This window comes from Streptomyces sp. NPDC057950 (assembly GCF_042887295.1).
GTDB lineage: Bacteria > Actinomycetota > Actinomycetes > Streptomycetales > Streptomycetaceae > Streptomyces > Streptomyces kaempferi.
On the sequence record NZ_JBHVPP010000024.1, the window covers coordinates 13,612 to 38,295 of the forward strand.

21 protein-coding genes and 1 pseudogene are annotated in these 24,684 nt (G+C 69.7%); 16 read left to right on the top strand and 6 right to left on the bottom strand.

Annotation, left to right across the window (positions count from 1 at the left end; genetic code table 11):
- The first annotated feature begins 19 nt into the window (after window positions 1–19).
- Window positions 20–736, top strand: a complete 717-nt coding sequence (locus ACFVTC_RS33380; protein WP_390132201.1) for an NADPH-dependent F420 reductase — start codon at window positions 20–22, stop codon at window positions 734–736.
- 225 nt (window positions 737–961) lie between these two features.
- Here ACFVTC_RS33380 and ACFVTC_RS33385 read toward each other — a convergent pair whose 3' ends face one another.
- Window positions 962–1,675, bottom strand: coding sequence for an SDR family oxidoreductase (locus tag ACFVTC_RS33385; RefSeq protein WP_390132202.1), 714 nt, complete (start codon window positions 1,673–1,675; stop codon window positions 962–964).
- 87 nt (window positions 1,676–1,762) lie between these two features.
- On the opposite strand from ACFVTC_RS33385, the gene ACFVTC_RS33390 reads away from it, so the two are divergent.
- From ACFVTC_RS33390 to ACFVTC_RS33405, 4 genes are all read left to right on the top strand, one after another.
- The gene (locus ACFVTC_RS33390) at window positions 1,763–2,278 is read left to right on the top strand and encodes a winged helix-turn-helix transcriptional regulator (RefSeq protein WP_390132203.1); all 516 of its coding nucleotides are present in this window, start codon (window positions 1,763–1,765) and stop codon (window positions 2,276–2,278) included.
- A gap of 606 nt (window positions 2,279–2,884) precedes the next feature.
- Window positions 2,885–4,093: an acyltransferase gene (locus ACFVTC_RS33395; protein WP_390132204.1), complete on the top strand. Its 1,209-nt coding sequence runs from the start codon at window positions 2,885–2,887 to the stop codon at window positions 4,091–4,093.
- A gap of 702 nt (window positions 4,094–4,795) precedes the next feature.
- Window positions 4,796–5,368 carry a dihydrofolate reductase family protein gene (locus tag ACFVTC_RS33400; protein WP_390132205.1) on the top strand — a complete coding sequence of 191 codons (573 nt, stop codon included), beginning with the start codon at window positions 4,796–4,798 and terminating at the stop codon, window positions 5,366–5,368.
- A 136-nt stretch (window positions 5,369–5,504) separates the two neighbouring features.
- Window positions 5,505–6,449: an NAD(P)-dependent oxidoreductase gene (locus ACFVTC_RS33405; RefSeq protein ID WP_390132206.1), complete on the top strand. Its 945-nt coding sequence runs from the start codon at window positions 5,505–5,507 to the stop codon at window positions 6,447–6,449.
- Between the two features lie 7 nt (window positions 6,450–6,456).
- Here ACFVTC_RS33405 and ACFVTC_RS33410 read toward each other — a convergent pair whose 3' ends face one another.
- From ACFVTC_RS33410 to ACFVTC_RS33420, 3 genes are read right to left on the bottom strand one after another with little or no spacing between them, the layout of a single operon-like run.
- Entirely contained in the window at window positions 6,457–6,699 is a 243-nt protein-coding gene (locus ACFVTC_RS33410) for a non-oxidative hydroxyarylic acid decarboxylases subunit D (RefSeq protein ID WP_390132207.1), read from the bottom strand.
- Window positions 6,700–6,755: 56 nt separating this feature from the next.
- Window positions 6,756–8,180 carry a non-oxidative hydroxyarylic acid decarboxylases subunit C gene (locus ACFVTC_RS33415; protein ID WP_390132208.1) on the bottom strand — a complete coding sequence of 475 codons (1,425 nt, stop codon included), beginning with the start codon at window positions 8,178–8,180 and terminating at the stop codon, window positions 6,756–6,758.
- Between the two features lie 31 nt (window positions 8,181–8,211).
- The gene (locus ACFVTC_RS33420; protein ID WP_390132209.1) at window positions 8,212–8,808 is read right to left on the bottom strand and encodes a non-oxidative hydroxyarylic acid decarboxylases subunit B; all 597 of its coding nucleotides are present in this window, start codon (window positions 8,806–8,808) and stop codon (window positions 8,212–8,214) included.
- Window positions 8,809–8,948: 140 nt separating this feature from the next.
- Between ACFVTC_RS33420 and ACFVTC_RS33425 the strand changes: the two genes are divergently transcribed.
- Complete coding sequence (locus ACFVTC_RS33425) at window positions 8,949–9,875, top strand: helix-turn-helix domain-containing protein (RefSeq protein WP_390132211.1); 927 nt, start codon at window positions 8,949–8,951, stop codon at window positions 9,873–9,875.
- A 212-nt stretch (window positions 9,876–10,087) separates the two neighbouring features.
- On the opposite strand, the gene lexA is transcribed toward ACFVTC_RS33425, so the two are convergent.
- Window positions 10,088–10,759 (bottom strand): transcriptional repressor LexA, encoded by a 672-nt coding sequence (gene lexA, locus ACFVTC_RS33430; RefSeq protein ID WP_390132212.1) that lies wholly within the window; start codon window positions 10,757–10,759, stop codon window positions 10,088–10,090.
- 340 nt (window positions 10,760–11,099) lie between these two features.
- Window positions 11,100–11,522 carry a MarR family winged helix-turn-helix transcriptional regulator gene (locus tag ACFVTC_RS33435; RefSeq protein WP_390132214.1) on the bottom strand — a complete coding sequence of 141 codons (423 nt, stop codon included), beginning with the start codon at window positions 11,520–11,522 and terminating at the stop codon, window positions 11,100–11,102.
- A gap of 336 nt (window positions 11,523–11,858) precedes the next feature.
- On the opposite strand from ACFVTC_RS33435, the gene dxs reads away from it, so the two are divergent.
- The 10 genes and pseudogenes from dxs to ACFVTC_RS33485 all read left to right on the top strand — a co-directional run bounded on the left by dxs (window position 11,859) and on the right by ACFVTC_RS33485 (window position 24,664).
- A complete protein-coding gene (gene dxs, locus ACFVTC_RS33440; RefSeq protein WP_390132215.1) occupies window positions 11,859–13,751 on the top strand; it encodes a 1-deoxy-D-xylulose-5-phosphate synthase in 1,893 nt (630 codons plus the stop codon).
- Between the two features lie 341 nt (window positions 13,752–14,092).
- The gene (locus ACFVTC_RS33445) at window positions 14,093–15,544 is read left to right on the top strand and encodes a DUF488 family protein (protein ID WP_390132216.1); all 1,452 of its coding nucleotides are present in this window, start codon (window positions 14,093–14,095) and stop codon (window positions 15,542–15,544) included.
- A gap of 90 nt (window positions 15,545–15,634) precedes the next feature.
- A complete protein-coding gene (locus ACFVTC_RS33450) occupies window positions 15,635–16,591 on the top strand; it encodes a GlxA family transcriptional regulator (RefSeq protein WP_390132218.1) in 957 nt (318 codons plus the stop codon).
- 105 nt (window positions 16,592–16,696) lie between these two features.
- Window positions 16,697–17,695, top strand: coding sequence for a type I glyceraldehyde-3-phosphate dehydrogenase (gene gap, locus ACFVTC_RS33455; protein ID WP_390132219.1), 999 nt, complete (start codon window positions 16,697–16,699; stop codon window positions 17,693–17,695).
- A 317-nt stretch (window positions 17,696–18,012) separates the two neighbouring features.
- Window positions 18,013–19,098, top strand: coding sequence for a hypothetical protein (locus ACFVTC_RS33460; RefSeq protein ID WP_390132220.1), 1,086 nt, complete (start codon window positions 18,013–18,015; stop codon window positions 19,096–19,098).
- A gap of 243 nt (window positions 19,099–19,341) precedes the next feature.
- Window positions 19,342–20,547, top strand: a complete 1,206-nt coding sequence (locus ACFVTC_RS33465) for a cytochrome P450 (RefSeq protein ID WP_390132221.1) — start codon at window positions 19,342–19,344, stop codon at window positions 20,545–20,547.
- Between the two features lie 119 nt (window positions 20,548–20,666).
- Window positions 20,667–21,635 (top strand): non-homologous end-joining DNA ligase, encoded by a 969-nt coding sequence (gene ligD / locus ACFVTC_RS33470; RefSeq protein ID WP_390132222.1) that lies wholly within the window; start codon window positions 20,667–20,669, stop codon window positions 21,633–21,635.
- Between the two features lie 206 nt (window positions 21,636–21,841).
- On the top strand, window positions 21,842–22,360 hold the full coding sequence (locus ACFVTC_RS33475) for a GNAT family N-acetyltransferase (RefSeq protein ID WP_390132223.1): 519 nt from the start codon (window positions 21,842–21,844) through the stop codon (window positions 22,358–22,360).
- A gap of 287 nt (window positions 22,361–22,647) precedes the next feature.
- Window positions 22,648–23,961: pseudogene (locus tag ACFVTC_RS33480) on the top strand (MFS transporter).
- A 223-nt stretch (window positions 23,962–24,184) separates the two neighbouring features.
- A complete protein-coding gene (locus ACFVTC_RS33485) occupies window positions 24,185–24,664 on the top strand; it encodes a hypothetical protein (RefSeq protein WP_390132224.1) in 480 nt (159 codons plus the stop codon).
- Window positions 24,665–24,684: the final 20 nt, after the last annotated feature.

Below are 24,684 nucleotides of genomic sequence, written 5' to 3' on the forward strand. Positions count from 1 at the left end.
GAGCGGGAAGGGAGACGGCATGAACTTCGAGGGCGTCCGCACCGTCGGCATCCTGGGGGCCGGAAAGGTGGGAACCGTTCTGGCACGGCTGGCCCTCGCGGCAGGGTTTCGCGTGCTGATCGCCGGGTCGGGCGCGGCCGAGAAGATCGCGCTCACCATCGAGGTCCTCACCCCCGGTGCCGTCGCGGTCACCGCGGCCGAGGTGGCGGCCGAGGCGGACGTCGTGATTCTGGCACTCCCCCTGGGCAAGCACCGCGGCATTCCGGTCGACGCGCTGCGGGGCAAGCTGGTCATCGACGCGATGAACTACTGGTGGGAGGTCGACGGCGTGCGCCACGAGTTCACCGATCCCCGTACCTCCACCAGCGAGATCGTCCAGGCCTTCCTGCCGGACTCCCGTGTGGTCAAGGCCTTCAACCACATGGGCTACCACGATCTCGAGGACGGGTCCCGGCCCGTCGGATCGTCCGGCCGCAAGGCGATCGCCCTCGCCGGGAAGGATCCTGCCGACCGGGCCACGACCGCCCGCCTCGTGAGCGCCCTCGGCTTCGATCCCGTCGACGTGGGCCCGCTCGCCGAAGGTGTGCGCCTGGAACCGGGGACCGAGCCCTTCGGCGCCAACGTCAGCGCGGACGAGTTGCGCGCCATGATCGACCGCTTCCCCGGCTCGGAACGCGGCGTGACGGTCGGCCGAGCCCGCGCGGCCGCGGCACTCCCACCCGTCGACGTGGCGTAGAGGTCGCTTCTTCCCTGTTTCGTCGCGGGAGCGACCGTCGATCCTCGTGTATCGGTTCGTACAGCGGGAGTTGGTGGCCTCGCCGGGAAGGGGCGGGCCACGCGTCGTTCGGGCCGGACACGTGCCCCGCTGTCGGCCGTGGCGACACGCCTCGGGCTCGAGCGTTCCTACGAGGTGATGGCGCTGCGCTCATCGGCGGGTCAGCTTCGAGAGCAGTTCGCGCCCTCAGCGCGTCAAGGGCAGGCCCGGATAGAGGTTCGCCAGATCTCCGGAGAGTGCGGCCCGTACGGTACGGCTCTTGTCGTCGGCCACCACTTCGAGCGCGCGGTCCTGGATGCCGTCGAGTGCGAGCCCGGCCACCCACGCGGGGTCGACCTTGTCGGAGCCGTCCACGTAGTCGGCCATGCCGGTGTCCATGTAGCCCACGTGCAGGGCCATCACGTCGATACCCGACGGTGCCAGCTCCTGCCGCGTCACGTTGGTCATGGCCAGTTCGGCGGCCTTGGCCGCGCTGTAGCCGCCGTAGTCCGGGTAGTGCGCCCAGCTGAGCAGGGAGAGCACATTGACGATGGTTCCGCCGCCGTTCGCGGCGATCACCGGCGCGAAGGCCCTGGTGACATTGAGGGAACCGAAGAAGTGCGTTTCCATCTCCAGGCGGATGTCACCCATGTCGCCCGTGGCGAGTCCGACGTGCGTGCTGATGCCAGCGTTGTTGATGAGAAGTGTCGCGTCCCCGGCGACCTCGGCCGCCCGTGCCACGGAGTCGGCGTCCGTGATGTCCACCGCGAGCGGCACGGCCCCGGGCAGGTCGACCGACGACGGATTGCGTGCGCCCGCGTAGACCTTGGCGGCGCCGCGCTCGAGCAGCTGGGCGGCGAAGTTCCGGCCCAGGCCGCGGTTGGCTCCGGTCACGACCGCCACTGCGTTCCTGATGTCCATGGGTTTCTCATCCCTGAGGGGCTGAATTGGCATTTCCAACATAGATAGCTGGATGAGGAAACGCAACTCAGGGGTAGGCTGAGTCGCATGACGCACGCCAAGACCACGCGGAGGGACCGCGGCCGCGAAGATGCCTGCTCGATCGCCCGCTCCCTGGAGATCGTCGGGGACCGCTGGACCATGCTGGTCCTCCGCGAGGCGGCGCTCCACGGCGTGACGCGCTTCGCCGACTTCCGTGACCGCCTCGGCATCGCCCCCGACGTCCTCACGTTGCGCCTGGCCACCCTCGTGGAGGGCGGCGTCATGGAGAAGCGGCCCTACCGGGAGCCCGGTGCGCGCACCCGGTTCAGCTACCACCTGACGCCCGCCGGTGAGCAACTGCGCCTGGTCCTGGCCGCCCTCCAACAGTGGGGCGACGAGAACCGGCCGCCCTCGGCCGGGCCCAGCACTCTGCGGCGCTCCGGCGACGGCGACCGCCCTGTGCGTGTGGCCTTCGTCGACGACACCGACGCCGTCGTCCCCGCGGCCAACGTGAACTTCCTGACGGCGCTCCCCCGTCCGACGCGGGGGCGGGAGGAAGCAGAGTTGACTCCGAAGCCCTGACCGTCCACCACTGAGCGGCCACTCGCAGGCGAGCCGGCGCTCTCACCACCGGCGGCGCCACATCCGCCCGACCGCCCGAGCCGGCCCACCAGCGCCGCCGCCGCCGCGAGGTCGAGCCGGCGACCGGCCGACCGGCCGAGGGACCGCCGACAGCGGAACGGCCGACAACGGAACGGCCGGCCCGAGCACGAGCACCCTGCGCAAGCAGTCGCCCGTCGCCGCCCCGGCGCAGCACCCTGGGTCCCGCGCCGCGGCCGGCGCGCTCTCCAGACGCGTACCGGCGTCGAACAGCGCCTCGTTCAGCACGAGTTCGACGCAGAGCTTGGTGCGGTGCCCGAATGCTTCCGGCGGGTCGCATCGCCCGGCCACCCGACGTGGGCCGGCCCGGAGGACTTGTCAGTGGGTTGGTTCTCCGTCCCAGGGCGGTTGCTACGCCAAGGCGGCTTGGGCGGCCGGGGGCAGGACGCACGTCCCGGGTGGAACGCGGGCTGACCCAGACCGTGCATCGAAAGCTGATCTTCGATGTGAGCGGACTCCGTCGCGGGGGTGGCGCCCGGCGGCCGCCTTTCCAACACTGGTGACGTACAGGCGACGGGGGGCACAGAGATGGCGACGCACCCAGGACCGGCGCAGGCACCGCTACCGGAGCGGCGGCCGGAGCTGGACACGATCCGGATGCTGGTCGTGATCGGGCTGGTCTTCTTCCACTCGGCGCTCGTATTCGCTGCCGACGACGACTTCTACGTCAAGAACGCCGAGACCACCGGAGCCGTCATGATCATCGCCGGGTTCGGGGTCGTCTGGGCCATGCCACTGCTGTTCCTCATCTCCGGCCTCGGTGCCTGGCATTCGCTTCAGCGCCGCGGCGCGCGCGGCTTCGCCGGCGAGCGGCTGCTGCGGCTCGGCGTTCCGCTGGTCTTCGCGACCCTCACCCTGAACCCGCTGCCGCAGTGGCTGCGGTTGCGCTCGGCCGACGCCGGCTACCACGAGTCGTACCTCGGCTTCCTGCCCCGCTTCTACGACGTGCACCTGGCGCCCGAGGAGTTCCCCTTCCTCGTCCAGGGCGAGCACTTCGAGACCGGCCATCTCTGGTTCGTCGTACTCCTCCTGGCGTTCTCCCTCATGCTGGTGCCGTTCCACCGGTGGTTGCCGCGCGAACGCGTCCGCCGCATCGGCGGCCGGGTGGCGGAGGCGACCCTGCACCGGCGGAGCGTCGTGTTCCTGCCGGCCCTCGCCTTCGCGGCGATCTGCGCCTTCGCACGGCTGGAGGAGGACTACGCGGGCTGGCACCGCTGGTCGTACCTGCTGTTCTTCGTTGCCGGCTTCACGCTCGCCAGCGACGACCGCTTCCGCATCGTGATGCGGCGCGACGCCGGGACCGCGGCCTGGCTCGGCGTCCTGCTGTTCGCGGCGGCCGGCCCCGGCTTCGCCCTGGCCGACGAGCCCTTCACGGAGATGACCGCCCTGGCCACGGCCTCACGGGCGCTGTTCGGTGCGGCCGGATGGTGCCTGGTGGTCGCCATCCCAGGTCTCCTCGACCGTCGACGGCCGGAGCAACCGCCTGTGGCACCTACCCCGACTCCGACGATGCGCCGGCGCCTCTATGGATATCTCGCCGCAGCGGTGCTGCCGCTGTACGTCCTGCACCAGCCGATCGTGGTCGCCGTCGCATACTTCGTGATCGGCTGGTCCGCGCCGATCCTGGTCGAGTACGCCGTGGTCGTGGTGATCGCCCTCAGCCTCACCCTCACCGCGTACGAGCTGCTGGTCCGCCGCACGCGGGCGACCCGCTTTCTGTTCGGGATGCGACCCTAAGCTTGTTCTCTGTCTTCCGTCCGCGTCGTAGGGCGGGGGCGGAAGGTTCCAGACGGCGTCTGGCCGGCTGACGATCTTTCGAAGTTCGCGGCCGCTTCGTGGCGACATGGCTTGCATCACGGTGTCGAGGAGGACTCGGGCTTCGAGCGGGTTGCCGCAGCAGTGCCAGTGCGCGTTGTCCCACTCGTAGTCGTGCCACCGATCACGCTCGGACTGGTGGACGTAGTCCTTCCACAGGCCCACGGCCGCGCGGACGTCGCCTGGCTGCAAATAGTTGCGGGTGTGCTCGAGACGGATGATCTCGGACAGCGCACGCGAAGACAGGCCGTCGATGGCTGGCCTCGCACCCGTTGTCCCGTCACTGCCGCGGGCGCTGGCACGGATCTGTCCTGGCCGTCTACGCGCCATGGACCTTTCGGTTCGTCGTCATGCGGCACATGCTGCCACGATCTCGAATGACATCTCGAACGGTTTCGCTCACCTGGGGATGCGCCGCACGCGGGGGCGGCCTTCGTCTGATCCTGTGCTCCGACCAAGGTGCACGACACAACACCCCTGCGCCCTGAGAGCCGTGGCTTCACCGACAACTAAAACCATCTTGACAATAATTTTTGTCGGCTGCACTCTGAACCCGTGCCGGACCTTGCCGTAAGCGAAGTCCGCGCACCGCAGGGCGGCCCGCCGACACCGAAGGAAACCAGCATGCGTACCCTGATCAGCTCCGCCTTCATCTCGCTCGACGGCGTCATGGAGGGTCCTGGCGGCGAACCCGGCTACCGCAACTCCGGATGGACCTTCAAGGACGTCGAGTTCGTTCCCGAGGCGTTCGCCATCAAGGGGCGGGAGCAGGAAGAGTCCACCGCGGTCCTGCTGGGACGGGCCAGCTACGAGGCGTTCAGCCCGGTATGGCCGGACATGGCCGAGTTCGCCCAGTACAGGACCATGCCGAAGTACGTCGTCTCCACCACCCTCACCGAGGACGAGCTCGTCCCGAACTGGGGCGAGACCACACTCCTGCGCACCCTCGACGAGGTCGCCGCCCTCAAGGAGACCGAGGGCGGTCCGATCATCGTCCACGGCAGCGTCGCGCTGAACCACGGCCTCGCGGACGCCGGTCTGATCGACCGCTACCACCTGCTGGTGTTCCCGCTGCTGCTCGGCGCGGGCAAGCGTCTGTTCCCCGCGACGGACCAGGACACCCGGAAGCTGAAACTGGTCGAGCACGCCGTATACGCCAACGGCCTCCAGATGAACGTCCTCGACGTGATGCGCTGACCAGGTCCGGGCAGCCGCCTCGCACCGACCGGCAACCCGCCCGCCGGTGAGCCCGTGGGCCTCGCGGGGACGCACACCCTGCCGCGGCACCAGGAGCCCTGTGGGGGCCGGGGCCGCGCCCGGATATCATCCACCGATGTCGACGATCTGCCTGATCGGTGTGGGCCGCATGGGCCAACCGCTGTGTGCCGGTCTCGTCCGCGCGGGATACCGGGTGAGCGCTTACGACGTCCTGACCGAGCGCAGGGAAGCGGCCCTGTCACACGGGGCTCGGACCCCGGATTCGGCGGCGGCCGCCGCCGCGGGGGCGGACGTGCTCCTCACCGTCCTTCCCGGGCCCGCCGAGGTGGCGACGGCGGTCGACGACGCCGTTCTCGGGGCGCTGGCGCCCGGGGCCACCTGGATCGACATGAGCAGTAACACGCCGACCGACGCCGAACCCTGCTGGAAGCGGGCCGCCGCACACGGAGTCGGTGTGCTGGAGGCGCCCATCGGAGGTTCGCCCGCGGATGCCGCCGCGGGGCGGTTGCGGCTCTACGTCGGCGGGGAGGACGCCCTCCTGGAGCGCCACCGCCCGCTGCTGTCCGCGGTGTCCGACCGCATCACGCACGTCGGTGGACCCGGCACCGGCTACGTCGCCAAACTGCTGGTCAACCTCCTCTGGTTCGGCCAGGCCGCTGCCACCGCGGAGGCTCTTCTCCTGGGCCGACGTGCCGGCATCGACCTGGGCGTACTCACCGGGACCCTGGCCGCCGGTCCCGCCTCGACCGCGTTCATCCGCCACGACCTGCCCGCCCTCCTGGCCGGCGACTACCTCACCGACTTCGGCCTCGACCGCATCCACGACCAACTGACGGCGGTGACCGCACTGGCGGAACGACTCGGCACGCCCCACAGCATCACGGACACCGTCCGACGTCTCCACGGGCAGGCACTCGAGCGCTACGGGCCCGTGGACGGCGAACTGCTCGGGGTGGCGCTGCTGGAAGAGAAGGCCGGGATCCTCCTGCGCCATCCGGTCCCGCCCGGTGCGAACAGCGGCACCGGCGCGGCCGAAAGCCCGACCGACAGCCACCCGTGAGCCCGCCTCAGCCGCGCCGAAGGAGCGGGGGGACGGGGGGTACCTCGACGGCGTTGGCGATGTCGTCGACGGTCATCCTGAATCCGTCGGGATAGAGGTCACGCTCGGTGCGGCGGGCGGGTTCGCTGGTACGCCAGCAGTAGAGGCACCGCCGGCACTGCAGCACGAGCCAGACCCCGGGGACGGGAGAGGTGAAGAGCTGTTCGATGGTCTCGTGGGCGCAACGCGGGCAGACGCCGGTGCCTTCCATGCCAGTGGTTCCTTTTCGCTTGTGGGGGACGGGAGTTCAGCGCTTGTCGGCACTCGTCAGCGTTCCGCGGCGAGTTGCCGGAGCCTGCTGAGCCATTCGCCCATTTCGGGCAGGTCTCGGACCGGGTTGCCGTAGTTGCCGCGGTGATCGGGCCTGACGGGAGTGGTGGCGTCGATGATGAGCTTGTCGACGATGCCGGGTGTGTCCGCCTGTGGCCCCAGCTCCATCACGGACAGGTTCGGAATCGTGATCAGGTCGCCGGCGGGGTTCATCTTGGTCGACAGCGCCCACATCACCTGTGGAAGGTTGAAAGGGTCGACGTCCTCGTCCACCACGATCACCGTGGCTGCGTATCCCATGCCGTGCGGGGTGGTCAGGACACGCATCCCGACCGCCTTGGCGAAGCCCCCGTACCTCTTCCTGGTCGAGACGATGACGACCAGGCCGTGTGTGTACGTGGCGTTGACGGCCTGGACCTCGGGGAAGTCCCTCGTGAGCTGTTCGTACAGCGGGGCGCACGTGTTGGCGGCCATCAGGTAGTCGATCTCGGTCCACGGCATGCCCAAGTAGAGATGCTCGAACACCGGGTTGCTGCGGTAGGAGATCTTGTCGATCCTGATCACCGGCATGCTGCGACCGCCCGAATAATGGCCGGTGAACTCGCCGAAGGGTCCTTCCACCTCCCGCTTGCGGCCTTCGATCACGCCCTCGATCACGACCTCGCTGCCCCACGGCACCGGCAGCCCGGTCAGGGGCGCCCGTGCGATCGGAGCCGGGGCGCCACGCAGGGCGCCGGCCAGTTCGTACTCGTTCTCGTCGTACCTCATCGGGGTGGAGGCGACGATCGAGATCACCGGGTCATTGCCCACGGCGATGGCGATGGGGAGGTCCTCGCCGGACTCCTCGGCCTTCCGCAGGTGCTGGGCGATGTCGTGCACCGGTACCGGCTGGAGGGCGAGCCTGCGTCTGCCCTTCACCTCGATGCGGTAGATGCCGACGTTCTGCTTTCCGCTGTTCTCCGGGGCCTCCGGGTCCTGGGACACGACCGCGGCCTTGTCGATGTAGAAGCCGCCGTCGCCGTCGTTGAGGCGGATCAGCGGAAGCACCTCGAAGATGTCGACGTCGTCCCCGTCCTGGGTGTTCTCGGCCCACAGGGGGTGCTCCCGCCACTCCGGCCGGACCGGGAACTGGGCCCAGCGGCGGATGAACTCCTCCACCTGGTCCTTGGTCCCGGTCTCCTTCGGCAGCTCCAGGGCCAGCGCGTGATTGGCCCAGGAGCCGTGCACGTTCATGGCTATACGGGCATCCGTGAAACCGCTGATGTTGTCGAAGTAGAGGGCCGGCGCGGCATCCCCGAGGCGCGGTGCCGCGTTGGCCGCCGCGGCGATGTCCGGCTCCGGCTGCACCTCCTCGGTGATCCGAAGCAACTGCCCTTCCCGGTCGAGGACTTCGAGGAAACTGCGTAGATCGTCATAGGCCATGTGAACCCCTTGATGAAGTCGTGGTGGGGAGTCAGAGCGCCGGCTTGATCTCCTGGGCATGGGCGGCTCGCATGCCGTCCCAGCGTTTGGCGGCGGGCGCGGGGAGGTCGAACTGGTCGAGGACCCGGGCCGTGATGTGGTCGACGATGTCGTCGACGGAAGCGGGGTGGTTGTAGAAGGCGGGCATGGGAGGCACCATCCGTACGCCCATGCGCGACAGCGCCAGCATGTTCTCCAGATGGACATCGCTCAGCGGTGTCTCGCGCGGAACGAGCACCAGCTTGCGGCGCTCCTTCAGGACCACGTCCGCCGCCCGGCCGATCAGACCGTCGGCGTAGCCGGCGCGGATCCCGGCGAGCGTCTTCATCGAGCACGGGACGATCACCATGCCGTCGGTCCTGAACGATCCGGAGGAGATCTTGGCGCCCTGGTCCTCGGGCGCGTGCACCTCGTCGGCGAGGGCACCGATGGCGCGGGCGGACAGTCCGGTCTCCAATTCGATGGTGGCGCGCGCCCAGCGGCTGAGCACCAGATGGGTCTCCACCTCGGGCAGCCGGCTGAGATTCTCCAGCAGGCGGACACCGAGCACCGAGCCGGTCGCCCCCGTCATTCCCACGATCAGTCGCACACGGCTCAGCTCCTCGGTAGATGTGGGTGGGTACGGAGAGGGCGGTACGGAGAAGACGGACCACCTCGGTCACCACTCCACTCCCGCGCTTCACACTAGGTTCGACCTGCCTGGTCAAAGCCGTAGGATGAAGACAACCCATGGACAAAAACGGACACGCTGACGTCACTGAAGTCCCCTACCGGTCATCCGCGGGGGCTCCGCCGGGGGTCGAGGTCCTCGCCTTCGCCGACCTGGTCGCCCGAGCCCGTGGTCACGGAGTCGACCCCTACTCACCGGTCCGGGTCGCGTTCCACGAGTTGATCACCGTGCGGACCGGCACGTTGTGCTGCTCGCTGGACTTCACCGATCACGAGCTGACCGAGGGCGACTGGTTGTGGGCGCGCCCCGGTCAGATCCACCAGTTCCGCTCCGATCTGACCTCGGCCGAAGGAACCGTCGTCCTCTTCCAGCCCGGCTTCCTGGACACCACCACCGCCGAGGTAGCCCGTGCGGACCAGTACTTCCCCTACCGTCCGCTGACCCCCTCGGGCACCGCGGGAGACGCGCTGAGGAACACCCTGGGCCTACTGGACAGCGAGTACCACGGGCTCGGCGGCCTGCCGTTGGAGGCGCACGTCGAGGTGCTCCGTCACCTGCTGGCGGCCCTCGTCCTGCACCTCTCCCACCAGCAGGCCGCCGCGGGCGACGAGTCGGACGACGGAACGGGCACCGAGACGTTCCGCCGCTTCCAGCAGGCCGTGGAGCGCGGATACGCCCGTAGCCACCGGGTGGACGACTACGCCAGGGAGCTGGGCTACAGCGTGCGCACGCTGACCCGGGCGACCCGTGACGCCGCCGGATGCGGGGCCAAGCGCTTCATCGACAACCGGGTCCTGCTGGAGGCCAAACGCCTGCTCGTGCACACCGACCTGTCGGCAGGGGTGATCGCCGAACGGGTCGGCTTCCCGGAGGCCACGGTCTTCACCAAGTTCTTCCGCAAGCTGGCGGGCGAGACGCCGACCGCCTTCCGTGACTCCTCGACGGCACACGGCCGCGTCCGGCGGGCCCGAAGCGCCGGCCGGTAGCCGCGTACCGCCCGGCGGAGGCGCCCGGCGAGCGGCGGCGTTGCCGCACACACTGCCGTTCGGCGGTCGCCGACCGCCCGGCGACCCGAACTCGGCACGGCGGCCGCCACCGCGTGCCCCTCGTCAGGGCACGGAGATCACAATCTCGCAGGCCGCTGCCCTGTCCCGTGGGTACCTGGACGTGTCCGCCTACGGGTCGTCGTTCCGACTTCTCAGAGCAGGCGCAGGACGCCGACGACCTTGCCGAGGATCTGGGCGTCATCGCCGGGGATCGGCTCGTAGGACGGGTTTCGGGGCATGAGCCACACCCGGCCGTCCTGGCGGAGCAGCACCTTGATGGTGGCCTCGTCCCCCAGGAGCGCGGCGACGATGTCTCCGTGGTCGGCGCTGTCCTGGCGTCTGACGGTCACGATGTCGCCGTCGCAGATCGCCGCGTCGATCATGGAGTCACCGGAGACCGTCAGGGCGAACAGGTCACCGTCGCCGACGATCTGCCGAGGCATTGAGTAGACGTCCTCGACCATTTCCTCCGCGAGCAGAGGTGCTCCGGCGGCGATCCGCCCGACGAGGGGCACCTCGACCGGCGCCTGGCTCACACTGCCCAGGTCGGGCGCCCACGAGGGCCGCACGCGGTAGGCGCGGGGACGGTGCGGGTCCCGGTAGAGGACGCCCTTGCGTTCCAGAGCCATCAGCTGGTGGGCGACCGAAGAGGTGCTGGAGAGGTTGACCGCCTGGCCGATCTCCCGCATCGACGGCGGGTAGCCCTGGCGCCCGACCGTCTCCGTGATGTAGCCGACGATGGCCGACTGGCGGCTCGTCAGCTCACTCCCGGTGTTCCGGGTGCCCGGCGGACGGCCTCGGCGTGCGGGCGCGCTGTTCTCCATCCCGGGTACCTCCGTACAAGATCTTCGCAGAACGTGACCTTAACCCGCCATCCGGTGCAACCGGAACACCGGTGTCATCGTGGGCCTGCGGAACGACGGCGGATCACCACGTCGAGGGCGTCCGGGCGCACGGCGGCCGGGACGATCCGGTCGGCGGTGACGGCCGGCGGCAGCGCCTGCGAGGGCCGGGGCTACGTCCCCCGCGGCCTTCGCCCCGGTGCGGCGCGGTCGTGTGCAGGCCTGCCTGCCGTTCCGGCTGCTCGCGGGTGGCGTCGCCGATGGGCGCCGTGCGGGCACCTGGTACGCGTCCCGGCCGGCGCAGGTCCTGCGCGCCTGCCGGTCAGGGGGTGGGGGACGTCGGAGCGGGGGGTCCGTCAAGGGCGGCGACCGAGCCGGGCACGAGGTGTCGCCGCACGATGGCCTGCGCGGTCCTCTCGGCATCGGCGGACAGGCCACGTCCGGCATCGGTCAGCGTGACCTTCACAGCCCTTCGGTCGCGCTCGTCTCGATCGCGCTCGATCAGACCGGACGCCTGCATGTCTCTGAGGACGTAGGACATCCGGCCCCCCGATTCCCCGAGGAACGCCGTCAGTCCGGCGACCGGCGCGGATCCGTTCGCCGCTTCGGCGAGGGCGCCGAGGATGAGGTAGTCGTGGAGTGACAGACCGTGCCGTGCCCGCAACTCACCGTGCAGGCGACCCAAGGTCCAGAGGATCCCGGGAGCCTGCCGCTGGGCGGTGTGGGGCGAAGTGCTGTCGGACATGTTCGTTCCCGAGGGTCGGCTCTTCGGTCACGAGTCCGCGACCGAAGATTGACAACCGGGTTTCGCACGGCGGCCATGTCGTGCCCGTGGGACCTGAAGCCCTCGGATCAGGACACGGCGGCAGTCGTCCGCGCCTCGGCTGTGCGCCGGGAGCACTCCACGCGGGCACCGGCCGCCCGGTCCGACGTCCTGATGTGAGGTAGTTGTGGCAGGCGCGGCCACCTGTCCCGGTTCACCGGACGTCCTACCGTCATCACCGAGCGCGACGTGGTCGAAGGGGTTGGCCACTACAACGAACGCAAGCTCCTGTGGTCCGCAACAAGGAGGAGCAGTGGCATGACGCTGCTGGCACGCATCAACCAGCCCGCGGATCTGCGGACTTTGAGCCACGCGCAGCTGATCCGGCTCGCCGGGGAGATCCGCGAGTTTCTGATCCGCAATGTGGCGGTGACGGGTGGCCATCTGGGTCCCAACCTGGGTGCGGTGGAGCTGACTCTGGCACTGCACCGGGTCTTCGACTCACCGCGCGACACACTGCTGTGGGACGTCGGGCATCAGGCGTACGTCCACAAGATCGTCACCGGTCGGGCCGACCGGTTTCCGGGTTTGCGCCGACGCGGCGGAATGTCCGGCTACCCCAGCCGGGAGGAGTCCGCGCACGATCACATCGAGCACTCCCACGCCTCGGTGGCACTGTCGTACGCCGACGGCATGGCCAAGGCCAGAGAGCTCGCGGGGGAAACGGACCGGCACATCGTCGCCGTCGTCGGTGACGGCGCGCTCACCGGGGGGCTGGCCTGGGAGGCGCTCAACAACATCGCGGCGGCGCCCGGGCGGCCCGTGGTGATCGTCGTCAACGACAACGGACGCTCGTACGCACCGACCGTGGGCGGACTCGCACAGCACTTGGCCGCCCTGCGCACGAACGCCGGTTACGAGCGACTGCTCGGCTGGGGCAAACAGACCTTGGGCGGCGCGCGAACGCCGGGGCGGGCCGTCTACCGGACCCTGCACGCGGCCAAGGAAGGTCTCAAGGACGCCCTCGCACCGCAGCCGCTCTTCTCGGATCTGGGGCTGAAGTACTTGGGCCCCATCGACGGGCATGACGTCCCGGCCTTGGAGGCGGCCCTCGAACGCGCCAAGGATCACGGCGAATCCGTCATCGTCCACTGCATCACGCGCAAGGGTCTGGGCTACGCACCCGCCGAGCAGGACGACGAGGATCATCTGCACGGCGTGGGTGCCATCGACCCGCGGACCGGCCGCCCGCTCCGCGCCGGTGGTACGAGCTGGTCGGCGGCGTTCGGCCGGGAACTCGTGTCGCTGGCGGCACAACACCGGGAGATCGTGGCGATCACCGCGGCCATGCCCGGCTCGGTGGGTCTCAGGGATTTCGCCGCCCGGTATCCGGAACGGTTCTTCGACGTCGGGATCGCCGAGCAGCACGCGGTCGCCTCGGCCGCCGGGCTTGCCATGGCGGGGTTGCATCCGGTGGTCGCCGTCTACGGCACGTTCCTCAACCGCGCGCTCGACCAGGTGCTGATGGACCTGGCACTGCACCGGCTCGGTGCGACCCTCGTCCTCGACCGGTCCGGTGTCACCGGCGACGACGGACCGAGCCACAACGGGCTGTGGGACCTGGCGATGCTCCAGGCCGTTCCGGGCCTGCGCATCGCTGCTCCCCGCGATGTCCCCACGCTCCACGAGGAGTTGGGAGAGGCCGTCTCGATCAGCGATGCGCCGACGGTCCTTCGGTATCCCAGAGGCGCGGTGCCACCGACGCTCCCCGCGGTCCGCAGGGTCGGCGGGGTGGACGTGCTGCGCGAGGCCCACGGCGCGAGCGTCCTGCTGATCGCGGTCGGCACCATGGCGAAGGTCGCCCTGGAAGCGGCGGAGCTCTGCGCCGCGCGGGGTGTGGAGGTCACCGTGGTGGATCCGCGGTGGGTCAAGCCGCTTCCGGGCGAACTGCTCGAGCTGGCCGCCGATCACGTGCTGGTCGCCACGGTCGAGGACGGACTTCGTACGGGTGGCGTCGGGGCCACGGTGGCCCAGGCCCTGCACGAAGCCGACCTCCTGGTACCCGTTCGCGCCTTCGGAGTGTCCGACGGGTTTCCCGAGCAGGGGACCCGCGCCGAAGTCCTCGCCGAAGCGGGGCTGACCGCGCGGTCCGTCGCAGAGGCCCTTGTCACCGCGGTCCCGGTCGTCTCCTCGCGGCCGGGGCGTACGTAGTCATGGTGGCCGCACCGCGACCGAGCGGGAACACTGGGTAGTCGTCCCGCACTCTCTCCGGCGGCTCGGGGGCCTGGTGCCGGGGGTGTACGCCGCGTGCCCCGCGCGCCCGGCGCGGCCCGCCCGCCCTCTGCCGGAGCCATTCGATCAAAGCCTTATAGAATGGACATATCGGAAGGGCGGGTGTGCGGGGACGCACACCCGCCTGACGCTCGGAGCTGTGACACACCGGCGTCAGCGTTCCTGAGAGCGGGCCGAACCCAGGGCGAGCGCCCCGCCGCGCGGGCGGGTGGCGCCGATCGCCTCGACGGCCCGGGTTACCCACCCGCGAAAGGTACGTCATGGGCAAGCAGGTGACCTGTCGCAGAGTGTACGAGCGGACGTCCTTCGAGGACGGCAAGCGGGTGCTGGTCGATCGTGTCTGGCCGCCGGACATCGGCAGGGACGACGCCCATCTCGACGAGTGGCTGGACGACGTCGCGCCATCCACCGGACTGCAGCACTGGTACAGCCATGAGCCCCTGGGTTTCGCGGAGTTCCGGCGCCGCTATCTCGCCGAGCTCGAGGATCCTGAACACCGAGCTGCACTGAGCCACCTGCGTCACCTCACCGACGACGGCGGGCTCGTCCTGTTGACCGCCGCTCCGGATGCGGACCACAGTCATGCCGCCGTACTCGCGGAGTGGCTCACCGGCGCCGACCGCTCCGAGCCCGACCAACCCGCACCTCAGCCTTGGCCTGGATACCGGGCGGCTGTTTCCGCCAAGGTCGCGAACCTCAACGCGGGAGCGTTCGCGTTCGTCATGGGCACGGGCATCGTGTCCACCGCCCTGTACATCAACGGTGCCCACACCGCCTCCCTCGCGCTGCTGGTGGTGGGCCTGGCCGGATGCGCGATGCTGTTGCCCGCCTATGTCTGGCGGTTGCTGCGCTGGCGGCAGCGCTTCGTCGCGGATCTCGTCGGGCCGCGCGCGTTCGCCTTCCTCACCGTCAGCATCGCTTCCGATGTGATCGCCGCCCGCCTGGTGGCGGACGGCGATACCGCGGCGGCCGGGGCGTTTCTGGCGTTCGGAGCGGTGGCGTGGCTGCTGCTGGGTTACGGAATTCCGCTCGCCCTGATCGCCAGCACCCGGCGGGACGCGTCATTCGACCAGGTCAACGGCACCTGGTTCCTCTGGGCGGTCGCATCCCAGTCGGTGGCGGTCGCGGCCGCCGGTCTGGCCCGGTTGACGTCGAGCCACCCGCTGCAGGTACTGGCCCTGGTCTGCTGGGGCATCGGAGTGATGCAGTACGTGCTGACCGCGACGATCGTCCTGGCCAGGCTGCTGGCGCGGCCGGTGGCACCGGGGAACCTCATGACATCGTCGTGGATCTGCATGGGCGCGGCGGCGATCAGCGTGCTCGCCGGCACCAGGCTGCTCGAACTGCCGCCGGAAGGCATGCTGCTGTCACGCTCGCTCGTCGCCGGAGCGGCCGTCGTCCTGTGGTCGTTCTCCAGCTGGCTGATTCCGCTGCTGCTGGCTCTGGGGGTATGGCGGCACGTCCTGCGCAAGGTCCCTTTCCGTTACGAGCTCGGCTGGTGGAACCTGGTCTTTCCGATCGGTATGTACGGGGTCACCACTCACGAACTGGGCCGCACGACCGGGACGTCGTGGCTGACCACGCTGGGCCGCTGGGAGATCTGGGTGGGCGGCGCGGTCTGGGTGGTGGTGTTCGCCGCCATGGTGGTCACCGCGGTCCGGCCGCACCTCACGGCAGGGCGTACGGCCGGTCGGGACCGACGCGTCGCCTAGCCGCACGCCCACTCGCTGCTCGGACTGACGCCCAGCTCACCGGGCCTATCGCCACCGTCCCCCTCGGGTGCTCCGCGTACGCTGACACCCGTGCCCACCTCTCGTCTGCGCCGCGTCGCCGTCCTCGTGCTCAGTGGTGCGAAACCGCTTGACGTCGGCATCCCCGCGCAGGTGTTCACGACGCGCGCGAGCATGCCCTACGAGGTACGGGTGTGCGGCGCCGCACCGGGGCTCGTCACCGGCGGCGACGGCCTGTCGTACCACGTCGCCGACGGGCTCGACGCGCTCGCGTGGGCCGACATCGTCTTCATTCCCGGTTACCGGTTCCCGGCCGACGACGATCCGCCCCGGGCCGTCGTCGACGCGCTGATCGCCGCCAGTGACCGGGGAGCACGGCTCGCCGCCATCTCCACGGGTGCCTTCGCGCTCGCGGCCACGGGCCTGCTCGACGGCAAGCGCGCGACGACCCACTGGCACTACACGCGGGCTCTCGCGGCGAAGCATCCCCTCGTCCAGGTCGACGAGAACGTCCTTTTCGTCGACGAGGGAAACGTGCTGACGTCGGCGGGCGCCGCTTCGGGCATCGACCTCTGCCTGCATATTCTGCGGGGCGACCTCGGCGTGGCCGCGTCGAACCACGCGGCCCGGCGCCTGGTCGCGGCCCCCTATCGCAGCGGCGGTCAAGCCCAGTATGTGCCGCGCAGCGTGCCCGAGCCGCTCGGCGAACGGTTCGCGGCGACCCGCGAGTGGGCTCTGCACAGACTCGGCGAGCCCCTCACTCTCGAAGTCCTCGCCCGACATGCCGCGGTCTCACCGCGCACCTTTCTGCGGCGCTTCAGCGAGGACACGGGATACACCCCGATGGAGTGGGTCAGGCGGGCGCGCATCGACGTGGCCCGTGAGCTGCTGGAGCGCTCGGAGCGGAGCGTCGAGCAGATCGCCACCGAGGTCGGCCTCGGCACGGGGGCGAATCTCCGGATGCATTTTCAGCGCATCCTCGGCACCACTCCGAGCGAGTACCGACGCACCTTCGCCCGGGGTGAGTAGCTCCTCGCCGGATGGCGTGATCCTTGCGGACCGTGGCGCTCTCGCCGATGCCACGAGCAGGCCGTACGCGCGATCGTGGTGGGGAACAGAAAGGACACCCCACTCATGACTCGCATCGCCATCAACGGATTCGGCCGTATCGGGCGCAATGTGCTGCGCGCACTGCTCGAGCGCGACAGCGACCTCGAGGTCGTCGCCGTCAACGACCTCACGGAGCCTGCCGGTCTCGCGCGGCTGCTCGCCTTCGACTCGACCTCCGGTCGGCTCGGGCGTCCGGTGACCGCGGACGGGGACACCCTCGTCGTGGACGGCCGTCGTATCGCGGTGCTTGCCGAGCGCGATCCCGCTCAGCTGCCGTGGGCCAAGCTCGACGTGGACATCGTGCTCGAGGCGACGGGGCGTTTCACGTCGGCGAAGGCCGCCCGCGCGCACCTGGACGCGGGCGCGAAGAAGGTGCTCGTCAGCGCGCCCTCCGAAGGAGCGGACGTCACGCTCGCGTTCGGGGTGAACACCGACGCGTACGACGCGGCCACCCACACCATCGTCTCCAACGCCTCGTGCACGACCAACGCGCTGGCGCCGCTGGCAGCGGTCCTCGACGAGCTCGCCGGCATCGAGCACGGATTCATGACGACCGTGCACGCCTACACGCAGGAGCAGAACCTGCAGGACGGTCCGCACCGTGACGCCCGACGGGCCCGTGCCGCCGCCGTGAACATCGTCCCGACAACGACGGGCGCCGCCAAGGCGATCGGCCACGTTCTGCCGAACCTGGAAGGCCGGCTGTCGGGTGACTCGATCCGCGTTCCGGTGCCCGTGGGCTCGATCGTGGAACTCAACACGACCGTCAGCCGCGATGTCACGCGTGACGAGGTGCTGGCCGCGTACCGCGACGCCGCGGACGGACGTCTCGCCGGCATCCTCGAGTACTCGGACGACCCGCTCGTCTCCTCCGACATCACGGGGAACCCCGCCTCGTCGATCTTCGACTCGGCCCTCACACGGGTCGACGGCCGCCACATCAAGGTGGTCGCCTGGTACGACAACGAGTGGGGCTTCTCGAACCGCGTGATCGACACACTCGAACTGCTGGCCGCCAACTGACCGTTCACCAGACCGCCACCGCGAGCGTGTCGCCTTCCAGGGTGACCGGGGAAGCGTTGGCCGGGGTGGTCCTTGTCCTTGCCTCTGCGGGATCACACCCTCGAGGCAACACGTGTCCGCACCAGGACGGCATCGATGCCACCCCGGTCCGATGGCGAGGGTGACGCGGGCCGCAGCGAGGGCGGTCGGCAGAATGGCGCGCAGCGTCGTTCCGCTGCCTGCTCAGCACCCAAACGCACACGTGCGCACGGCAGTTGCCGCGAGGGGTTCGCTCTAGATCATTGTCTGCGGATGCGGGAAGTGGCAGCATCGGGCGCATGCCGGGAATGAGCGAGCCGGGCTCGCGCCGACGGGTGGGACGCTTCGTAGGGGCGCGGCTGCTGCCGCTGCTGCTGTGCGTGGTGACAGTCGTGGGGGCAGCCTGTTTCGCCGTGGTCGGAGTCTCCTCCGAGGAGCGGCGGGACCGGGAGTGGCGGGCGGCCACGCCGTGCCCGGCCGCGGCACCGGTCGATGTGCGCGCCGACTGTGTGACGACGCTGCCCGGGGTGATCGAGCGCACCAAGGCCAAGCTGAACAGGTCCCACAGAGACAACTGGCTGTACTTTTCCGGCGGGAAACCGGTGGACCGGCTGAACGTCACCTACGACACAGCCGTCGCCTTCGAGGCGGGTGACCACGTCACACTGACGTGGTGGCGCGGCGAACTGATGAAGGTCGCGAGCCGGCGGCACACCGCGAACGAGGGCGTGCCGCGTCCCGGAGGCATCGCCGGCGGTGTCGTCTTCTGCATTCTCGCGGCCGGCGCCCTCGTCGTCTTCACGCTGGTACGCCGGCGCCGCGACGGCCGTCCCGTCGCCGCGGACGAACCGACGTCGCCGAGCGTGTTGAATTTCCTGACGCCGCTCGCCGTCGCCGCCCTGTGGGCGGTACCGCTGGCCGGCGCCCGACCGGGCCGTGCCGTCGCGGTGCCGGTGGCGGCCGCCGGCCTGCTCGTGGTGCTCGTCCTCCTGTCCCGGGCCTGGCGGGCCAGCGGCCGGACCCCGCCCCTCGAGCCGCGCGCGCTCCCGGAGGGCGAGGACGTCATCGTGCCGGCACGTTTCCTACAGGACACGCCACGCGACCCGGATCTGCAGGGCAGCCACATCGCCGTCGGCGCCGGGCCGATGGCGGTGCTGTCCCACGGCGGTCCCGGCCGCCTCGCCGGCAAGGAGATAGCCGCGGGACGTTTCGACGTACGAGGGTTGCGGCGGCCGGAACGCTTCACGGAACGGAACGTGCCCGCCCACTGGTACGTCGCCGAGCTCCTCGACTCCGGAACCCCGGTCCGCCTCGCCGCAGCCCCCGCAGACCTGCTCCTGCTCGTGCGGGAACTGAAACGGGCGGGGCTCGGCGTCTCGCGATGAGCGCGACTTGCCCCGCTGCTGGGAGCCGGTCCGCACCGATCGCCGACCATATCCACCCACTCGGGCCATCGGGCCAGAAATACCCGAACCTCGCGAGTACCGCCCGTCGCCCTCCGGCACGGGGTGGAGGCGGGGGCCAAATAGCGCATGCCGAGGTGTCTGGACGGATACGCAACGAGGAAATGGCATATGCATGGGGGAGCGATGGAATAGCGAAAGCAGCTGGAACTGGAGACCCGCGTCATGCCCCCGAACAGCAAAGCAATCGTGTGTCCGTTTGATTTCAGTACGGGCTTGGAATTCGACCCGTCCCTCGCGGACCTCATGGCCCGCGATTCCATCACCCGGATCCGGCTGCCGTACGGCGACGCCGACGCCTGGCTGGTCACCGGGTTCGACGCGGTGCGGCAGGTGACCACCGACCAGCGGTTCAGCCGCGCCGGGATCATGGGGTTCGACTATCCGCGGCTGACGCCGGAGCCGATCGTCTCGCCGGAGTCGATCAACGTGATGGATCCGCCGCACAGCAGCCGTCTGCGCCGCCTGGCGTCGCAGGCCTTCACCAAGGGGCATGTCGAACGGATGCGCGAGCGGATCACTCGCCTCGCGGACACCTTGCTCGATGAGATGGCCGCGCAGGGGCCGCCCGCGGATCTCGCGCACCATCTGTCGAACCGGCTCCCCCAGCACACCATCTGCGACGTTCTCGGGATCGTCCAGGACGACTGGCCCCGGATGGACCGGTACGTGCACCAGCTGCTCTCCACCGGCCCCGACAGCCGCCAGAGCGCCGCGACCGCCAAGTCCGAGCTGCGGGCCTATTTCGGGGCCCTGGTCGAAGAACGGCGGCGCTCCCCCGGCGACGACCTGATCAGCGTGCTGGCCACCGCCAAGGACGGCGAGGACGCACTGGACGACCGCGAGCTGGCGGTCATGGCCCTGACGCTGATGCTCAGCGGGCACGACACGGCCACCGGGCAGATCAGCAACATCGCCTACCTCCTCCTGACCCGTCCCGAGCTGCTGAAGGACCTCCGGAGCCGTCCGGAGAACCTGACCGCCGTCGTGAACGAGCTGCTCCGCTTCATCCCCTTCCGCAAGGGGGTCGGCATTCCGCGGGTGGCACTGGAAGACGTGGAGATGGAAGGGGTCCGGATCCAGGCGGGTGACTTCGTCCATGTCTCCTACCTGACCGCGAACCGTGACCCGGAGCGCTATCCGGACCCGGACACCATCGACCCGGACCGGCCTGCCTTGCCGCACATGACCTTCGGCTGGGGCGGACACCTGTGTGTCGCCGTTCCGCTGGCCATGGCGGAACTGGAAGTGGCCATCGGACGGCTGCTGGAGCGTTTCCCGGAGCTGCGGCTGGCGGTACCGCCCGAGGAGCTTCGCTGGGACACGGAGACGATCCGGCGCTTCCCCCTCGAGCTGCCCGTGACCTGGTAGGACAGCAGACAGTCGAGCACCCTTCGCGGACGCGGGCGGCCACCGAGGACCGTGGCCACCCGGCGGATCCACCGCGCCTCGGTCTGCGGAGATCCGCTCACCGTTCGATCATTCTGACTATGGCCCCGAATTCTTCCGGCGCCCCCTGGTCGCCTCCTTCGATCGCACCGATGCTGGCCGTGCCGGGCCCGCTGCCCGTGCCCGACGCCGACTGGGCGTTCGAGGCCAAGTGGGACGGTGCGCGCTGCGTCCTGACCACGACGGGCGACGGATCGGTGCGGCTGATCTCGCGGGCGGGCAACGACGTCACCGTGACCTATCCCGAGCTGCAGGCTCTGGGCGGTGTTCTGCACGGGCGCGGTGTGGTCCTGGACGGTGAGGTCGTGGTCCTGGACGGGTCCGGACGGTCCGACTTCGGGCTCCTCCAACGCCGGATGGGCGTGGTCAACGCCCGCCGCGCCGCGCGACTGGCACTGGACTCCCCCGCCCATTTGATGATCTTCGATGTCATGTTCCTCGACGGCCGCACCCTGCTCGACGCCTCCTACGGCGAGCGCCGCGGGGCCCTGTCCCTGCTGGGGCTGGACGGCCCGCACTGGTCGGCACCGCCGTACGTGCACGGGAACGGATCGCAGGTGTGGGACGCCGTGGTTCGTGAAGGTCTGGAGGGGGTGGTCGCCAAGAAGATCGCCTCCCCGTACACGCCGGGGGTCCGGTCGGCTCTCTGGCGCAAGACCCGCCGGATGGAGACCCTGGACGTGATCATCGGCGGCTGGACGCAGCGAAACGGCGCGGCCGAAGGTGTGCCGGGGGCGGTCCTGGTGGGGTTGGACGGGCCTGCCGGGCTGCGGTACGCGGGATCGGTGGGGTCGGGAATGTCGGAGCACGAAATCGGCGAACTCAGCGCGTATCTCACGGTCATCACGCGCTCGACGTCCCCGTTCGTCGACCAGGCCGACGTGGCCGACGCGCACTGGGTCGAGCCGAGACTGGTCGCGGAGGTCACCGCCGCGGAGTGGACCGCCGCGGGCCGTCTGCGCCATCCCGTCTGGCAACGGCTCCGCCCGGATCTGACCCGGCTGGAGTGAGCCGTCGGAGTAGCCGAACGGCAGGTCGACACGTGAGCGGCGACACCCTCTTGGCCGCCACCGCGATCCCAGGTGCACGACGTGACTCGCGCAGACGCGGCGGTCACCGACTCCAGTCGTAGATCAGTATGCGCCCTGGCCCTGGGGCCGTCCGCCGCGGCGGAAATTCAGATGGCCTCAGCGCACCATCTGGATAGAGTCGGGCGGTGCCCGAGTTGAAACGGCTTCATGCCGGTCATGCCCCGGCGGTCTTGGCGTTCGAGCTGGTGAACCGCGCCTACTTCGCCGCCTCGATCTCCGACCGCGGCGACGAGTACTTCGACCATTTCACCGACCGGCACGGCGCCTTGCTGGCTGAGCAAGAGGCCGGCATCTGTGCCTTCTACGTGCTCGTCGCCGAAGACGGCTCGGTTCTGGGCCGGTTCAACCTGTACGACTTCGTAGACGGCACTGCGACGCTCGGCTACCGGGTTGCGCAGCACGTCGCCGGCCGAGGTGTGGCGACCGCGACCGTCCGGGAACTGTGCCGGCTGGCGGCGGCGCGGCATGGGCTGCGCACACTGCGGGCGGCCACCACCCACGGCAATGCCGCGTCCCGGAACGTGCTGACCAAGGCCGGGTTCGCCCCGGTCGGCCCGGCCGACCCGGCCGACCTCGGCGGTAAGCCAGGCACCTGGTATCAACGTGACCTGGAAGCCCAGCCGTGCGAAGTCCCGCCGAGTTGAAGGTGTGGCGGGTGGCCGGAACGGGGGCCCGGCTTGTCCGCCGCGGGAGTTGATCGCCTTTCACGCAGGGATTGCGTTGCGCTGGTGTTCGGGTGCCGTAAGAGTCCTACGAGGAGCTGAGACATGGTCGGTCGTTCGAGCGCGCGTTGACGTCGTCGGCCCTGATCGGCCTGCCATCGCGTGCTGCCCTTGATGTCGCGGCGCAGCGAGCCTTCTTCCGCCTCCATCGTCGGCGCCTGTGGTGCGCCGCGTGACCGGGCTCCTCGTCGGTGATCCAAGGTGACCTCGTGCCGTCCGATTCCTCCGCTGCATCGGATTCCGTCCTGCCTGTTCCGTCGAATCTGTGGCGGGACGACGACTTCCGCAGACTCTGGGTGGGTCAGACGGCCTCCCAACTCGGCGAACACACAAGTCTGTTGATCCTGCCGCTCTTCGCCGTCCTGACACTCGACGCCGGTGCCGGACAACTGGGCGTCCTCCGCGCGGTGGGGCAGGCGCCGATCCTGTTGCTCTCGCTCTTCGTCGGCGCGTGGGTGGACGGGTGGCGGACCCGCACGGTGATGGTACTGACGGACGCCGGCCGAACCCTGACACTGGGCGCCGCCGCCGTGGCCGGCCTCCTCGGTTGGCTCGGCCTGCCCGCGCTGTTCGTGGTCGCCTTTGCCGTCGGGACCCTGTCCGTGTTCTTCGACGTGGCCTACCAGGCGTCCCTCGTACGGCTGGTGGAACGCGATCAGTTGGTGCGGGGCAACAGCGCGCTCGAGGGGAGCCGGTCCGCGGCGCAGATCGGCGGTCCGGCCCTCGGAGGTGCGCTGGTGTAACTTCTGTCGGCACCGATCGCCGCCGCCTCCAGCGCGCTGTTCTTCGCCCTGTCGTTCCTGTCGATCCGACGGATCCGACGGATCGAATCGATCCCGACGAGCACGGAACGTCCCCCACGCGTCTGGCGACGGATCCATGAGGGCCTCCGTTTCGTCGCCGACGATACCTCGCTGCGGACCGTGTGCCTCGCCTCGGCCGCCTTCCAGTTCTCCTTGGCGGCCATGATGACCGTCTACCTGCTCTTCCTGCCGCGGGAACTGCACCTGTCGGGTACCGCTGTCGGTCTGGCGCTTGCGGCGATGGGGCCGGGCGCGCTCCTGGGTTCGGTGCTGGCCGCCCGCCTCCCCGGCCGGTTCGGCCATGGCGTGGTGCTCGTGTCAGCGGCGGCACTCGGCGACGGCGTGCTTCTGTGCGTACCCGCGGTGCACGGCTCCTCCGCGCTCACGGTTCCCGCACTGCTCGCGGTCAACTTCGTGTTCGGCACCTCCAACCAATTGGTGTCCGTCACGGTCATGGCGGTGCGGCAGGCCGTCACCCCGGACGGGATGCAAGGCCGCGCGGCCGCGACGATCGCATTCGTCGGCATGGGACTCACCCCACTCGGCTCGCTGCTCGGCGGACGTCTCGCGCAGGAGTGGGATGTGCGCACCAGCCTCCTGGTGACGGCCGCAGGCATGATGCTCTCCCCGGTGCTGATGACCTTGTCCCCGCTCGCCCGCCTGGGACGGGCACTCCCGGTTTCGCAGGGCGCGCCCGCCACGAGACCCGAAGTCACGTGATCACCTGCTTCCGTCAGAACACCTTTGGAACGGACTTCGAGTTGCCGGTGACCGCGGGCGGAGCGACTGCCGTCCCAGGACGGCGCTCGGACGCGAGCGCGTCGTCCCCGTACGGTGCCGCGGCACGATTCTCCGACGTGAATGCGGTCGATCCGCTTCAGGAGTCCGTCGCCTGCCGCTATGTTGCTCATGTCCATGACAGCAACAGAAAGGGCCTCTCGGCATGTCTGATCGCAGATTCGTCGTGTCCCGGCGAAGCAGAGCCATCGCGGTGACCGCGGCCCTCGCCGCTGTCTTCGTCGGCGGACCCGCCCCGGCCGCCTTCGCCGGAGCCAGCTGTTCCATCGCCGGCTGCTCGTCACAGGTCAATGACTCCTCGCTGGGCGCCACCGCCCTCAAGAACTGGTGCCTGGGCGGGAATTCGACCGGTGACCTGACGACGACACAGCCCACGTGTTCCAGCGACAACGTCGCCCAGAAGACGTACTACCTGTCCTCCGGAGGCGGTCACACGCCCTACAGCGAGGACTGGGACACGCTGCGCATCGACGCCGGTTACTGCTACAAGGTCAAGTTCATCATCGACCTGGCCCCTGACTTCACGAGGACCTACGACCGCAGGGGTACGTCGGCGGCCTGGGTGAAGTCGGCGGACAACGCCGACGCGCACATTCTCGGGCAGAGTTCCAGTTCCTGCCCCTGACCGTCGGAGCCGTTCCGCAT